The organism is Gluconacetobacter sp. (assembly GCF_047721585.1).
GTDB lineage: Bacteria > Pseudomonadota > Alphaproteobacteria > Acetobacterales > Acetobacteraceae > Gluconacetobacter > Gluconacetobacter dulcium.
This window is the reverse complement of sequence record NZ_JBDNXE010000103.1, coordinates 1-14,608: the sequence shown is the minus strand read 5'-3', so window position 1 is coordinate 14,608 and position 14,608 is coordinate 1. Positions and strand designations below refer to the sequence as shown.

At 71.2% G+C, this 14,608-nt stretch carries 11 protein-coding genes and 1 pseudogene; all 12 read left to right on the top strand.

All coding sequences use genetic code 11. The features are described 5' to 3' along the window. Positions 1–533, top strand: a pseudogene (locus tag ABF821_RS15840) (ABC transporter permease); the annotation flags it as partial. Between the two features lie 81 nt (positions 534–614). Then, complete coding sequence (locus ABF821_RS15835; protein ID WP_415530699.1) at positions 615–2,639, top strand: peptidoglycan D,D-transpeptidase FtsI family protein; 2,025 nt, start codon at positions 615–617, stop codon at positions 2,637–2,639. After that, positions 2,636–4,108, top strand: coding sequence for a UDP-N-acetylmuramoyl-L-alanyl-D-glutamate--2,6-diaminopimelate ligase (locus tag ABF821_RS15830; RefSeq protein WP_415530698.1), 1,473 nt, complete (start codon positions 2,636–2,638; stop codon positions 4,106–4,108). The genes ABF821_RS15835 and ABF821_RS15830 overlap by 4 nt, the downstream gene beginning before the upstream one ends. Then, the gene (locus ABF821_RS15825; RefSeq protein WP_415530697.1) at positions 4,105–5,499 is read left to right on the top strand and encodes a UDP-N-acetylmuramoyl-tripeptide--D-alanyl-D-alanine ligase; all 1,395 of its coding nucleotides are present in this window, start codon (positions 4,105–4,107) and stop codon (positions 5,497–5,499) included. Before ABF821_RS15830 ends, ABF821_RS15825 begins: the two co-directional genes overlap by 4 nt. Continuing rightward, positions 5,499–6,590, top strand: a complete 1,092-nt coding sequence (gene mraY, locus ABF821_RS15820; protein WP_182973314.1) for a phospho-N-acetylmuramoyl-pentapeptide-transferase — start codon at positions 5,499–5,501, stop codon at positions 6,588–6,590. Before ABF821_RS15825 ends, mraY begins: the two co-directional genes overlap by 1 nt. Then, positions 6,587–7,981, top strand: coding sequence for a UDP-N-acetylmuramoyl-L-alanine--D-glutamate ligase (murD, locus tag ABF821_RS15815; RefSeq protein WP_415530696.1), 1,395 nt, complete (start codon positions 6,587–6,589; stop codon positions 7,979–7,981). Before mraY ends, murD begins: the two co-directional genes overlap by 4 nt. Then, a complete protein-coding gene (locus tag ABF821_RS15810) occupies positions 7,981–9,144 on the top strand; it encodes an FtsW/RodA/SpoVE family cell cycle protein (RefSeq protein WP_182973316.1) in 1,164 nt (387 codons plus the stop codon). Before murD ends, ABF821_RS15810 begins: the two co-directional genes overlap by 1 nt. Further along, a complete protein-coding gene (gene murG / locus ABF821_RS15805) occupies positions 9,141–10,304 on the top strand; it encodes an undecaprenyldiphospho-muramoylpentapeptide beta-N-acetylglucosaminyltransferase (RefSeq protein ID WP_415530695.1) in 1,164 nt (387 codons plus the stop codon). The genes ABF821_RS15810 and murG overlap by 4 nt, the downstream gene beginning before the upstream one ends. Continuing rightward, positions 10,301–11,740 (top strand): UDP-N-acetylmuramate--L-alanine ligase, encoded by a 1,440-nt coding sequence (gene murC, locus ABF821_RS15800; RefSeq protein WP_415530693.1) that lies wholly within the window; start codon positions 10,301–10,303, stop codon positions 11,738–11,740. The genes murG and murC overlap by 4 nt, the downstream gene beginning before the upstream one ends. Beyond that, on the top strand, positions 11,737–12,714 hold the full coding sequence (murB, locus tag ABF821_RS15795) for a UDP-N-acetylmuramate dehydrogenase (protein WP_415530692.1): 978 nt from the start codon (positions 11,737–11,739) through the stop codon (positions 12,712–12,714). Before murC ends, murB begins: the two co-directional genes overlap by 4 nt. Continuing rightward, the gene (locus ABF821_RS15790) at positions 12,711–13,667 is read left to right on the top strand and encodes a D-alanine--D-alanine ligase (protein WP_415530691.1); all 957 of its coding nucleotides are present in this window, start codon (positions 12,711–12,713) and stop codon (positions 13,665–13,667) included. The genes murB and ABF821_RS15790 overlap by 4 nt, the downstream gene beginning before the upstream one ends. A gap of 50 nt (positions 13,668–13,717) precedes the next feature. Then, a partial coding sequence (locus tag ABF821_RS15785) for a cell division protein FtsQ/DivIB (protein WP_415530690.1) occupies positions 13,718–14,608 on the top strand: 891 nt, incomplete at its 3' end.

Sequence of the window (14,608 nt, the reverse complement as noted above, 5' to 3'; positions counted from 1 at the left end):
CCCCCGCCCCGATGGCGGCGGCGGCCCCGCCGGCCCATGTCGCCCAGGCTCCGATGGTTGTGGCCGCGGCGCAGCGCCCCGCGACGCCGGCCGCCGAGCCGCCTCCGGTCACGACGCACCGAATCCTTGTCGCCGCTTCGACTCCGCCCGCGCAGCACCCCGAGCGGCTGGTCGAACACCCGGTCGAACGCCCGATCGTGATGGCCCAGGCCACGCTTCCGGCGGTGGCGGCCCATGTCACGGCCCCCAGGGCGCACCCCGCCCCGGTTTCGCCCGATTTGCCGCATAATGTCGACCGCCATGCCGCCGTCTCCGTTGCCCACGCCACGCGCCCCGTGCTACCGCCAGCGGCCGCTTCCGAACCTCGTTACGCATCGGCCAGACCGGTCCGTCCGCTCCCGGTCGCAGTCGCGGCCTGGAGACCGGCGGCGCCCCCCAAGCCGTATGAGGAGGCAAGGGGATACGGCAGAGGCTCCTCTCTCGGCTTCTCGCGTTCCGGCGCACTTCCGCCCCCCGTTCCAGTCAGCAACTGACGACCCCCCACAGGTGACATGACCCAAGGCCCGACCGACACACCAGACGATATGCGGGACGGGCCTTCCCGGCCCGCGCGAATGGATGTCCGGGTCACCGGCGACGATCTGCGCACCCGCACGGCGCGCGAGCGCACGCAATCGCGCCTGCTCATCATGTCGGCCGGCTTCTTCGGCCTGTTCGGCGCCGTGGCGCTCAAACTGTCGTTCGCCACCGTCATCGCGCCGATGGCGCCGGAACAGCGGCAGATCGCCCCCCAGGTCCCCCCGATCCCCCATAGCGATCCCAAGGGCATGATGGCCGGGGATTTCGCATTGCCGCAGGTCCACCGCGCCACGGTCACCGACCGCAACGGGCAGGTCCTGGCCATCTCGCTGCCCGTGGCGCAGGTCTACGCCAACCCGCAGGAAATGATCGACGCGCAGGACACGGCCAAAAAGCTGCGCACCGTCCTGCCAAAACTGGACGAAGCCGAACTGATCCGCCGGCTCTCGACCAAAAAGCAGTTCGTCTACCTGGCGCGCGACATCTCGCCGATGCAGGAAATCGCGATCAACAATCTGGGCATCCCCGGCATCTATTTCGAACCCGGCGAGCGCCGCCATTACCCGCTGGGCCGCGTCGCCTCCCACATCCTGGGCGCGGTCGATATCGACGACCACGGCGTGGCCGGCATCGAACGCTCGATGGACAAGCGCCTGGACAGCGACCGCACCCCCCTGCGCCTGTCGCTCGACGTGCGCATCCAGGCGGTGGTGCGCGAGGAACTGGCGGCGGCCAAGGACCTGTTCCAGGCCATCGGCGCGTGCGCCATCGTCATGGACGTCAATACCGGCGAGATCATCGCCATGGTCAGCCTGCCGGACTACGACGCCAACGATTTCGGCCGCGCCGACCCCGACGCCCGCTTCAACCGCGCCGTCACCGGCATGTACGAGCCCGGATCGACCTTCAAGCTCCAGACGGCCGCCATGGCGCTGCAACTGGGCGTCGCCCATCCGTGGGACCGGTTTTCTTCCATCCCCATCCATATCGGCCGCTTCACCATTTCGGACATGAGGACAGATCATTTCGCCCCATGGCTGACGCTCAACGAGGTGATGGCCTATTCATCCAACCCAGCCGCCGCCCACATGGCGCTGGATGTCGGCGCCCAGCGTCAGCAGACCTGGCTGCGCGACATGGGCTTCTTCGCCCCGGTGCCGATCGAACTGCCCGAGGCCGGCCGGCCGATCGTGCCCCGCACCTGGGGCATTTCCACGGTCATGACCGTCGGCTTCGGCCATGGCGTCGCCGAACCCCCGCTGGCCATCGTGCGCGGCACCGCCGCCACGGTCAACGGCGGCATCCTGCTCCATCCCACCCTGATGGCCCGAGACGCCGACCACGCGAACGATCCGGTTGGCCTCACCCCGGCCGTCGCGGAAGCCGCCCCCCCCACCCTCACGCCCGCCGTCATCACCGCGGCGTCCGCCGAGGACAAGGTGGACGCCGCCACCATGCCGGGGGCCAAGCGCGTCATCTCGCCCGAGACCTCGGCCCTGCTGCGCCGCATCCTGCGCCTGGATGTCACCAAGGGCACCGGCAAGACGGCGGAATCCCCCGGCTATTTCGTCGGCGGCAAGACCGGCACCGCCGAGAAGATCGGCCCGCACGGCGGCTACCTCAAACATGTCAACATCGCCGCGTTCACCAGCATCTTTCCGATGAACGCCCCGCGCTACGCCGTCTATGTCATGCTCGACAGTCCCAAGCCCACCCCGCAGACCCACGGCTGGACCACGGCGGCGTGGAACTCCGCGCCCACCGTGTCGAAGATCGTGACGCGCATCGGCCCGATGCTCGGCCTGTTCCCCAACACGACCAACCCGCAGGCGGTCGACGACGCCATGGCCATCCCGCTGGAACCGGCAGTGCCGCGCGGCTACCGCCCGCTGGGACCGGGCAACGACCCCGGCGACCCGCGCAACCAGCCGAAAGCGCCGAAAGCGCCGGCCCACGACGCCGCCCACACCGCCGCCCTGCCGCCGCGCGCGCGTCTGCACGCCGCGCGGGCCGAACAGGCCGCCCCCAGACGGCCCACGCATCCGGAGGTCCGGGGATGACACACATCCTGTCCCATCTGCTGGCCGCCGCCGGCCTGTCCGCTCCCCTGGCCAGCGACCCTGCGATCGGCCAGGTCACCGCCGACAGCCGCAAGGTGCGCCCCGGCACGCTGTTCGTCGCCATCCCCGGCACGCGGGCCGACGGCCGCGCCTTCATCCCCGCCGCCGTCACGGCGGGCGCCGCCGCCATCGTCGCCCCGCGCGACGTTCCGCCCGAGGCGGCCCCCGGCATCCCGCTGATCCATGCCGACGAGCCACGACAGGCGCTGGCCCTGCTGGCCGCCGCCTTCGCGGGCGCGCAACCGGGCCGGATCGTCGCCGTCACCGGCACCAACGGCAAGACCAGCACGGTCGATTTCCTGCGTCAGATCTGGGTCTATCAGGGCCACCAGGCCGCCAGCATCGGCACGCTCGGCGTCATCGCCCCGGTCGCCCTGCCCCCCACCGGCCCCATCCTGACCACGCCCGACAGTGTCGGCCTGGCCGACACGCTCGCCGCCATGGCGCGCGGCGGCGTGACGGATGTCGCAATCGAAGCCTCGTCCCACGGGCTGGAACAGCACCGGCTGGACGGGCTGCGCCTCACCGCCGCCGGCTTCACCAACCTCACCCGCGACCATCTCGACTATCACGGCACGCTGGCGGCCTACCGCACCGCCAAACTGGCCCTGTTCGACCGACTGCTGCCCGAGGGCGCGCTGGCGGCGGCCAATGCCGACATGGAGCCGGAAACCCTCGCCGCCCTGCGCGCCATCGCCACCCGCCGCCGGTTCGACCTGCGGCTGGTCGGCACGCAAGGCGACGCCATCCGCCTGCTGGACAGCACGCCGCTGCCCGAGGGCCAGCACCTGCGGCTGGAAGCCGGCGGCACCATACACGAGGTCACCCTGGCGCTCCCCGGCCGCTTCCAGGCCGACAACGCCCTGCTGGCCGCCGCCCTCGCCGCACCGGGCGCCGACGGACTGGCCCAGGCCATCGCCCTTCTCCCCGCGCTGACCGGCGTGCGCGGCCGCATGGAGCGCGCGGCCCTGCTGCCCAACGGCGCCGCCGCCTATGTCGATTACGCCCACACGCCAGACGCCCTGGCCCGCCTGCTGGACGCCCTGCGCCCGCACGCGACCGGCCGGCTGATCGCCGTCTTCGGCGCCGGCGGCGACCGCGATCGCGGCAAGCGCCCGCTGATGGGGCAGGAAGCCGCCAACCGCGCCGACATCGCCATCGTCACCGACGACAACCCCCGCACCGAAGACCCGGCCACGATCCGTCGCGAGGTCCTGGCCGGCGCACCGGGCGCGATCGAAATCGGCGACCGCGCCCGCGCCATCGCCGAGGGCCTGTCGATGCTCCAATCCGGCGACGTGCTGGTGGTGGCCGGCAAGGGCCACGAGCAGGGCCAGACCATCGGCGCCACCACCCACCCCTTCGACGACGTCTCGGTGATCCGCCACATGGCCGGGGTCGCCGCATGAGCGCGCTCTGGACCCGCGACGCGCTGGAAGCCGCGACCGGCGGCCATTTCCCCGGCCACGCCCCCGTGACCGTGACCGGTGTTTCCATCGACACCCGCACGCTCGCCCCCGGCGACCTGTTCGTCGCCCTGGTCGGCGACAGCAGCGACGGCCACGCCCATGTCCGCACGGCGCTGGAACGCGGAGCGGCCGCCGTGCTGGTCCACGACCCGGCGGCCACCGGCCTCGCCCCCACCGACCCACGCATGCTGGCCGTCCCCGACACGCTGGCGGCGCTGAATGCCCTGGCCCGATACGCCCGCGCCCGCTTCACCGGCCGCATGCTCGCCGTCACCGGCAGCGTGGGCAAGACGACGACCAAGGACATGCTGGGCCTGGCGCTGAGCGCCCTCGGCCCCACCCATGTCGCAGCCGCCTCCTACAACAACCATTGGGGCGTGCCCCTGACACTGGCCCGCCTGCCGGAAGACGCCGCGTTCTGCGTGTGCGAGGTGGGCATGAACCATCCGGGCGAAATCGCCCCGCTGGCGGCCCTCGTCCGGCCCGAAATCGCACTCATCACCACCATCGCCGGCGCGCATCTGGGCCATATGGGCAGCCTGGAGGCCATCGCGCGCGAAAAATCCAGCCTGATCGCCGCCCTGCCCCCCGGCGGCACCGCCATCGTCCCCGACGATGCCGAGGGCCAGCCGATCTTCGCCGAACAGGCCGCCGGGGCCGAGGCTCGCCTGTGGCGCGTGGGCGAAGCGCCCGACAGCATGGCCGTCCTGTCCCGCCTCACGCTCGCGGGCGACGGCAGCGATTGCATCATCACCATCGCCGGCCAGCCGTTTCCGCTGCGCCTCAACGCCCCCGGCCGCCACCTGGCACGCAACGCCACCACCGTCCTGGCGGCGGTGGCGGCCCTCGGCACCGATATCCCGACAGCCGCCGCAGCACTGGCCGCCTTCCGCCCCGGCGCCGGGCGCGGCCAACTGGCCCCGATCCTGAACGGACAGGCGGCGCTGCTCGACGAGAGCTACAACGCCTCCACGCTCTCCATCCGCTCCTCGCTCGCGGTGCTCGACCTCCTGGCCACCGCCCGGCGCGTAGCCGTGCTGGGCGATATCCGCGAACTCGGCGCCTTCGCGCGCGCCGAGCATGAATCCCTCCTGTCCGCCGCCCTGGCACATGCGGACCTCGTCTTCTGCTCCGGCCCGAACATGCAATATCTCTTCGACCTGCTTCCCTCTTCCCGACGCGGCGCATGGGCGCCCGACGCGGCCACCCTGGCCCCCACGGTGCGGGCCGCGCTGGCCCCCGGCGACACCGTCCTCGTAAAGGGCAGCCTCGGCAGCCGCATGCGCGACGTGATCTCGGTCCTGACCGCCGGCGAGACGGAAACGCGCTGATGCTCTACGATCTGGTCCAGCATCACGCGGGCGCGCATATCTCGGTGCTCAACCTGTTCCGCTACATCACGTTCCGCGCCGGCGCGGCCTGCCTGACGGCCCTGGTCATCTCGCTACTGCTGGGCCAGCCGCTGATCGCGCAACTGCGCCGCATCCAGCGCGGCGGCCAGCCGATCCGCGCCCTGGGGCCGGAACGCCATATTCTGGAGAAGGCCGGCACCCCCACCATGGGCGGCGTGCTGATCCTCATCGCGCTGTTCGTCTCCACCCTGCTGTGGGCGGACCTCACCAACGGCTTCGTCTGGGCGGTCCTGCTGATCACGCTCGGCTTCGGCGCCGTGGGCTTTGCCGACGACTATCTCAAACTGTCCCGCCGCAACACGGCCGGCGTGTCCAAGCGCGCCCGGCTGGGCAGCGAATTCGCAATCTCGCTGATCGGCGGCTACTGGCTGCAAAGCCTGATGCCGGCCGACCTGGCCAATCACCTGGCCTTCCCGTTCATGAAGGACTGGCTGCTGCCGCTGGGCTACGCCTTCCCGATCTTCGCCATGATCACGATCAGCGGCTTCGGCAACGCCGTCAACTTCACCGACGGGCTGGACGGGCTGGCCATCGTGCCGGTGATCATCGCCGCCCTGGTCTTCGGGCTGATCGCCTATCTGGTCGGCAACCACGTCTTCGCCGATTACCTGCAACTGCACGCGGTCCCCGGCACGGGCGAACTCTGCGTCTTCTGCTCGGCGCTGGTGGGCGCGGGGCTCGGCTTCCTGTGGTTCAACGCCCCGCCGGCGGCGGTATTCATGGGCGATACCGGCTCGCTCTCGCTGGGCGGCGCGCTGGGGGCGGTCGCGGTCGCGGTCAAGCACGAGCTGGTGCTGTGCATCGTCGGCGGCCTGTTCGTGGTCGAGACCTTTTCGGTGATCATCCAGGTCTTCTGGTTCCGCCGCACCGGCCGGCGGGTGTTCCTGATGGCGCCGCTGCACCATCATTTCGAAAAGAAAGGCTGGCAGGAGCCCAAGATCGTGATCCGCTTCTGGATCGTCTCCATCGTGCTGGGACTGTGTGGCCTCGCCACGCTGAAACTGCGATGACATCGTTTCCACCCCTCCTGTTCGCCGGCCGGCGCTACGCCGTGCTGGGCCTGGGCAACAACGGCGCACCGGCCGTTCGCGCCCTCGCCACCATGGGCGCCTCGGTGCGGGCGTGGGACGACAATTCGGCCGCCCGCCAGGCCCTCGGCGACATTCCGGGCGTCACCCTGGCGCCGTTCGAATCCCTTGACGGCATGGATGCGCTGGTGCTGTCGCCGGGCATCCCGCATGTGCTGCCCAAGCCCCATCCGGCCGCCCTGATGGCGCGCGAGGCCGGCATTCCCATCCTGTCCGACGCCGACCTGCTCTATCAGGCGGTGCGCCGCGCCGGATCGCGCGCCCGCTTCGCCGGCATCACCGGCACCAACGGCAAATCGACCACCACCGCCCTGCTCGCGCACATGCTGGCCACCGCCGGCATCCCGGTGGCGGCGGGCGGCAATCTCGGCCCGGCCTCGCTCTCGCTCCCCTGCCTGCCGGACGACGGCGTATATGTGCTGGAAATGTCGTCCTACATGCTGGAACGGTTGCAGGACCTGCATTTCACCGTCGCGTGCCTGCTCAACCTCACGCCGGACCATCTGGACCGCCACGGCGACATGGACGGCTACCTGCACGCCAAATGGCACATCTTCGACAGCCAGCGCAGCGGCGACCTCGCCGTGATCGGCTTCGGCGAAACACCGGGCGCGTCCGTCTCCCGCATGGTCGACAAGCTGGCCGCCAGCGGCGACCGGGTGCTGACCGTCTCGGGCCAGTCCCCCGATGCCGACCTGTCCGGCGCCGGCGGCATCCTGCGCGACGCGACAGGCGAAATCGCCAATCTCGCCGAAGCCCCGGCCCTGCCCGGCGCGCACAATGCCGAAAACGCGGCGGCGGCGACCGCCATGGCCCTGGCGCTGGGCGTGCCCCGCGCCGCCATCGCCCCCGCCTTGCGCTCCTTCGTCGGCCTGCCCCACCGTCAGAAGCCGGTCGCCACCATCGCGGGCGTCCTGTTCATCGACGACAGCAAGGCCACGAACGCCGATTCCTCGTCCCGTGCCCTGAATTGCTACGACCGGCTGGTCTGGATCGCCGGCGGCGTCGCCAAGGCCGGCGGCATCGCGGATCTGGCGCCCCATTTCCCCCGCATCGCCCACGCCGTGCTGATCGGGCGGGATGCCCCGGCCCTGGCGGAAACGCTGGCCGCGCATCACGTCCCCTACACGCTGGCGGGCACGATGGAGGCCGCGGTCCCCCTGGCGCACGACCTGGCCCGCCAGACAGGCGCGACGACCGTCCTGCTCTCGCCCGCCTGCGCCAGCTTCGACCAGTACAAGAGCTTCGAACATCGCGGCCGGCATTTCGCCGACCTCGTCCACGGACTGGCCGGAACGAAGGGGGAAGGCTGATGCCCGCCATCTCGCGCGTCGATACCTCTTTCCTGGCCCGCTGGTGGCGCAATGTCGACCGGGTGACGCTGTCGTGCGTCTGCATCCTCATCGGCTTCGGTTATGTGCTGATGCTGGCCGCCAGCCCGGCCGTGGCCACGCGCATCGGCGCCTCGCGCGACATGTTCATCCTCAAGCAGGTGGTCTTCCTCACCCTGGCCGGCCTGATCGTGGTGGCGACTTCTCTGCTCTCGCCGCGCGGCATCCGGCGGCTGGCGCTGGCGGGCTTCGTCCTGGCCACCGCCGCGACCGCGCTCACCCTGGTCCACGGCATCGAGATCAAGGGCGCCCGGCGCTGGATCGCCCTGCCGATGATGTCGGTCCAGCCCTCCGAATTTCTCAAGCCCTGCTTCGCCGTCGTCACCGCGTGGCTGCTGACCGAACGCCGCTACCGCCGCCTGCTGCCGGGCATGCCCATCGCGCTGGGCCTGTTCGCGGTCATCCTGCTGCTGCTCAAATCGCAACCCGACATCGGCATGCTCAGCGTCATCACCACGGTGTTCATGGCCCAGCTCTTCATCGACGGGCTGAACATCTTCTTCGTCGGCGCCGGGGCCGGCTGCATGGTGGCCGCCTTCCTCGGCGCCTACGTGGCCTTCCCCCATGTCCGCTCGCGCGTCGAACGCTTCCTGCACCCCAATGTCGGCGACCATTACCAGATCGACACCGCGCTCCGCGCCTTCGGCAATGGCGGCCTGATGGGCCGCGGCCCCGGCGAGGGCCGGGTGAAGGACCTGCTGCCCGACGCCCACGCCGATTTCGTCTTCGCCGTCGCGGGCGAGGAATTCGGCATGCTGGTCTGCCTGTTCATCATCAGCGTGTTCTGCCTGATCGTGGTGCGCACCCTGCTGAAACTGCTGCGCGAGGACGACCCGTTCATCGTCGTGGCAACCGTGGGCCTCATCACGGGTTTCGGCCTGCAGGCGTTCGTCAACATGGGCTCGACCCTGCATCTGATCCCGACCAAGGGCATGACGCTGCCGTTCATTTCCTATGGCGGCTCCTCGGCCATGTCGGTGGCGCTGACCATCGGCATGGTGCTGGCCCTGACGCGGCACCGCATGGGCGAAAGCCGGATTCCACGCGGCCGGTCCAGCTTCGCGGCACGAAAGGCCACCGCATGAGCCCGCCTCCCCCCACCGCGCGCCGCCCCATCGTCATCGCCGCCGGCGGCACCGGCGGCCATTTCATTCCCGCCGAGGCCCTGGCCCGCGCGCTGGCCGACCGTGGCCACCCGATCGCGCTGATGACCGACCGCCGCGCCGGCACCCGCGACCACGGCATCTTCGCGCAGGGGCAGCAATTCGTCCTGCCCGGCGCCGGCATCGCCGGCCACGGGCTTGCCCGCGCCGCCCGCGCCGCGCTGGCGCTGGCACAGGGCACGCTCCAGGCCCGCGCGATCCTGCGCCGGCTGAACGCGGCGGCGGTGGTCGGCTTCGGCGGCTACCCCTCGGTGCCGCCGCTGCTGGGCGCCCGCCTGCTCGGCCGCCACCGCCCGCTGATCGTCCTGCATGAGGGCAACGCCGTGCTGGGTCAGGCCAACGCCCAGCTCGCCCGCTTCGCCGACGGCATCGCCACCTCGTTCCCCCAGGTCGCCCGCCTGCCCAAGGATGCCAGGACGACCCTGACCGGCATGCCGGTGCGCGACGCCATCGCCGCCCTGCACGACCAGCCCTACACCCCGCCGGAGGCCGAAATCCGCCTGCTGGTCTGGGGCGGCTCCCTGGGCGCCCGCGTCTTCAGCGACGTGGTGCCGGACGCCATCGCCCGCCTGCCCGACGCCCTGCGCGCGCGCCTGCGCATCACCCAGCAGGCCCGCGCCGAGGATATCGAGCGCGTGCGCGCCGCCTACGCGACCCTGGGCATCCCCGCCGAAATCTCCCCTTTCTTCGCCGACGTGCCCGCCCTGCTGAAGGCGGCGCACCTGGTCATCGGCCGCGCCGGCGGCTCCTCGGTGGCCGAACTGACCGATTCCGGCCGCCCGGCGATTCTGGTGCCCCTGCCCATCGCCGCCAGCGACGAACAGGGCGCCAACGCAGCATCCCTGGTCGCCGCCGGCGCCGCGTGGATGATCCGCCAGCCCGATTTCACCGCCCAGACCCTGGCCAGGCACCTGGACTCCCTGCTGTCCGCCCCCGCGACCCTGACGGACGCGGCAGCCGCCGCCCGATCCCTGGGCCGGCCCGATGCCGCACGCCGTCTGGCCGATCTGGTCGAAGGACTCTTGCATCACCGCCCCGACCCCGCCTATCCGACAGCCGCCAAGACGGAGACCACCTCATGAGAGCCCTGCCCCTTTCCATCGGCACCATTCATTTCGTCGGGATCGGCGGCATCGGCATGTCCGGCATCGCCGAGGTGCTGCACATGCTGGGCTACGCGGTGCAGGGGTCGGACATCGCCGAGGGTGCCAACGTGCTGCGCCTGCGCGCGGCCGGCATCCCGGTCGCCATCGGCCATGACGCCGCCAATCTGGGTCAGGCGCAGGTCGTCGTCACCTCCACCGCCGTCAAGCGCGACAATCCGGAGGTCGTGGCCGCCCGCGCCCGCCTCATCCCCGTCGTGCGCCGCGCGGAAATGCTGGCCGAACTGATGCGCCTGCGCTGGTCGGTCGCGGTCGGCGGCACCCACGGCAAGACCACGACCACCAGCCTGGTCGCGGCGGTGCTGGAAGCCGCGAAACTCGATCCCACGGTCATCAATGGCGGCATCATCGAGGCGTACGGCACCAACACCCGCATGGGCTCGGGCGACTGGATGGTGGTCGAGGCCGACGAAAGCGACGGCTCGTTCCTGCGCCTGCCCTCGGTCATCACCGTGGTCACCAACATGGACCCGGAACATCTCGACCATTGGGGCACGGCGGAAGCCATGCAGGCGGCCTACGACCAGTTCGTGTCGAACATCCCCTTCTACGGTTTCGCGGTCCTGTGCATCGACCACCCGGCGGTGCAGCAGATGATCCCCCGCCTGTCCGACCACCGCATCGTCACCTACGGCTTCTCGCCGCAGGCCGACATCCGGGCCGAGAAGGTGATCACCGACAAGCTGGGCGCGACGTTCGAGGTCGTGGTCACCAACCGCAACCGCAACCGCACCCGCCGCGCGGGGCCGTTCCGCCTGCCCATGCTGGGCCACCACAACGTGCAGAACGCGCTGGCCGCCATCGCCGTGGCGGTCGAGATGGATATCGACGACGCCACCATCCGTTCCGCCTTCGCCGGCTTTCGGGGCGTCAAGCGCCGCTTCACCCGCACGGGCGAGACCGGCGGCATCACGGTCATCGACGATTACGGCCACCACCCGGTGGAAATCGCCGCCGTGCTCAAGGCCGCCCGCCAGGCCGGCGCGCGCGACGTCATCGCCATCGTGCAGCCCCACCGCTATTCGCGCCTGCAAACCCTGTTCGGCGAATTCTGCACCTGCATGAACGACGCCGGCACCGTCATCGTGGCCGATGTCTACGCGGCCGGCGAAGCGCCGATCGACGGCATCAACCGCGACACGCTGGTCGACGGCCTGCGCGAGCGCGGCCATCGTTCGGTGGTGCCGCTGCCCGACCCGGAACATCTGGCGGAAATGGTCCACGCCATCGCCAAACCGGGCGATTTCGTCGTCTGCCTCGGCGCGGGCAACATCACCAACTGGGCACAGGCCCTCCCGGCCCAGCTCGCCGCCCTGCAAAACCCCAATGCCCGCAAGGGAGACTGCGCGGCATGACCACACCGGCCGCCACCACGGAACAGAGCTGGACCGACAGCGTGCGCGCCAGCCTCGCCGGCCTGCGCGGCCGGCTGAGCGCGGACGCGCCGCTTGGCCCGCGCACCTGGTTCCGCGTCGGCGGCCCAGCGGACCTGCTGCTGCAACCGGCCGACGCCGAAGACCTGGCCCACGCGCTGCGCCTCCTGCCGCCGGACCTGCCGGTCACGATCCTGGGCGCCTGCTCCAACGTCATCGTGCGCGACGGCGGCATCAACGGGCTGGTCATCCGCCTCGGCGGCGGCTTCGCCGACATCACGGTCGAGCCCGACGGGCTGATCGCCGGCGCCGCGTCCCTGGACATGGTGGTGGCCGAACACGCGGCCGGCGCCGGCCTCAAGGGGCTGGAATTCCTCGCCGGCATCCCCGGCTCCATCGGCGGCGCGGTGGCGATGAATGCCGGCGCCTACGGCTCGGACATCGCCACCGTTCTCGACTGGGCGGACATCGTCACCCGCGACGGCAGCACCGCCCGCCTGTCCGGCCCGGCGCTGGGCTTCGGCTACCGCCGCTCGCGCCTGCCGGCCGGCGCCGTCGTCACCCGCGCCCGCCTGCGCGCCATCCCGGCCGACCCGACGGAAATCCGCCAGGCCATCGCCACCATCCGCCAGTCGCGCGAAGAGTCGCAACCCACACGGGCGCGCACCGGCGGCTCCACCTTCCGCAACCCCGAGCACGGCAAGGCGTGGGAACTGATCGACGCCGCCGGCTGCCGGGGCCTCGCCCTGCACGACGCGCAGATCAGCGAAAAACACTGCAATTTCATGCTCAACACCGGCCACGCCACCGCCGCCGACCTCGAAGAACTGGGCGAGACGGTCCGCGCGCGGGTGCAGGCCCGCACCGGCATCCTGCTGGAATGGGAAATCAAGCGCATCGGCCGCGCCACCCCACCCGCCGACGCCGCCTCGCCCGACACGGGAGACACACCATGACCACCCGAACCCCGGCCCGGCGCGTCACCGTCCTGATGGGCGGCATCTCCGCCGAACGCACGGTCAGCCTCTCCAGCGGCGCCGGCATCAGCGCCGCATTGCGCGAGGAAGGGTACGAAGTCCGCGTGCTCGACGCCGGCCCCGACCTGGGCGCGATCGTGGCCGACCTCACCACCCACCGGCCGGACGTGGTGTTCAACGCCCTGCATGGCCGCCTGGGCGAAGACGGCGCGATCCAGGGCGTGCTGGACTGGATGGACATCCCCTACACCCATTCCGGCATCCGCGCCTCGGCCACGGCGATGGACAAGGCCGCCGCCCGCGCGGTCTTCCTCGCCGCCGGCCTGCCGGTCGCCGGAGGCACGGTGATCGACATCGCCGCTTTCCCCGCCGCCGATCCCCTGCCCACGCCCTACGTCATCAAGCCGCTCAACGAGGGCTCGTCCGTGGGGGTCGAGATCGTACGCACCGGCTCCAACCGCCGCGCCGCCATCGCCGCCGCCTGGACCCACGGCCCGCACGCCCTGGTCGAGGAATTCATCCCCGGCCGCGAACTGACGGTCGGCGTCATGGGCGACCGCGCCCTGACGGTCACCGACATCACCCCCAACCCCGCCACGGGGCACGAATTCTACGACTACGCCGCCAAATACCAGGCCGGCGGATCGCAGCACGTCCTGCCCGCGCGCATTCACCCCGACGCCTTCGCCCAGGCGCTGGACCTCGCCGCCGCCGCCCACCGCGCGCTCGGCTGCACCGGCGCCACCCGCACCGATTTCCGCTACGACGACACGCAATGCGGCGACGGCCCCGGCCGCCTCGTGATCCTGGAGGTCAACACCCAGCCCGGCATGACGCCCACCTCCCTGCTGCCTGAACAGGCCCAGACGCAGGGAATCGGCTACGGCGCGCTCTGCCGCTGGATGGTCGAGCACGCCACATGCCGCACATGACCGCACGGTCGGGCGGCTGACCCTCCCATGACCCGCCCCACGCCCCCTCGATGAGACGGACAGGAGAAAACCGCGACGATCGCCCTTCACGGCTGTCGATCTTCCTGCGGCGGCAGCGGCGCATGGTGCGCCCGCTCGGACTGGCGATCGTCCTGCTCGCCGTCGCGGCCGGCGGCGCGGTGGTGGTGCACGACATGAAGTCCGAGGAACGGTTCGCCCCGATCCGCGCCCGGCTGGTCAGCATGCTGCCGCTGCGCATCACCGATATCCGGATCAGCGGCCGCGTCCTCACCAACGAGGATTCACTGCGCGAGGCCCTGGGCGTGCGCGTGGGCGATCCGGTCCTCGGCTTCTCGGTCGAAGGCGCGCGCGAGCGGATCGACGCCTTGCCCTTCGTCGATCATTCGGTGGTCGAACGCCACCTGCCCGGCACCATCGTCGTACGCCTGACCGAACGCAGCCCCTTCGCGGTGTGGCAGAACCAGGGCCGCTTCATGCTGATCGACCGCGCCGGCAACCCGGTGCGCGACCAGGGCATGACGGGCAAGGACGCGCAGGCATTCATGCAATTGCCGCTGGTGGTCGGGCTGGGCGCCAACACCGCCGCCGCATCGCTGGTCGACGCGCTGGCAACCCAGCCCGTGGTGCGCGACCATGTGGCCGCCGCCGTCCGCGTCGGCCTGCGCCGGTGGAACCTGACGCTGCACGACGGCACCACCGTCCTGCTCCCCGAAGGCGAGGATCTCCCGGCCCTCAAACGGCTGGCCGAGCTCGAGGCCGCCATGAAGCTGCTGGACCGCCCGGTCATCAGCATCGACCTGCGCCTGCCCGACCGGATGGTGGTGGAACAGCCTCCCCCGTCTGCTCCGGCCACCGCACCCTACAGCCAGCACGCGGCAAACCCGCAACCCCCGGCCGCTTCGGGCGCCTCCAAACCGGCC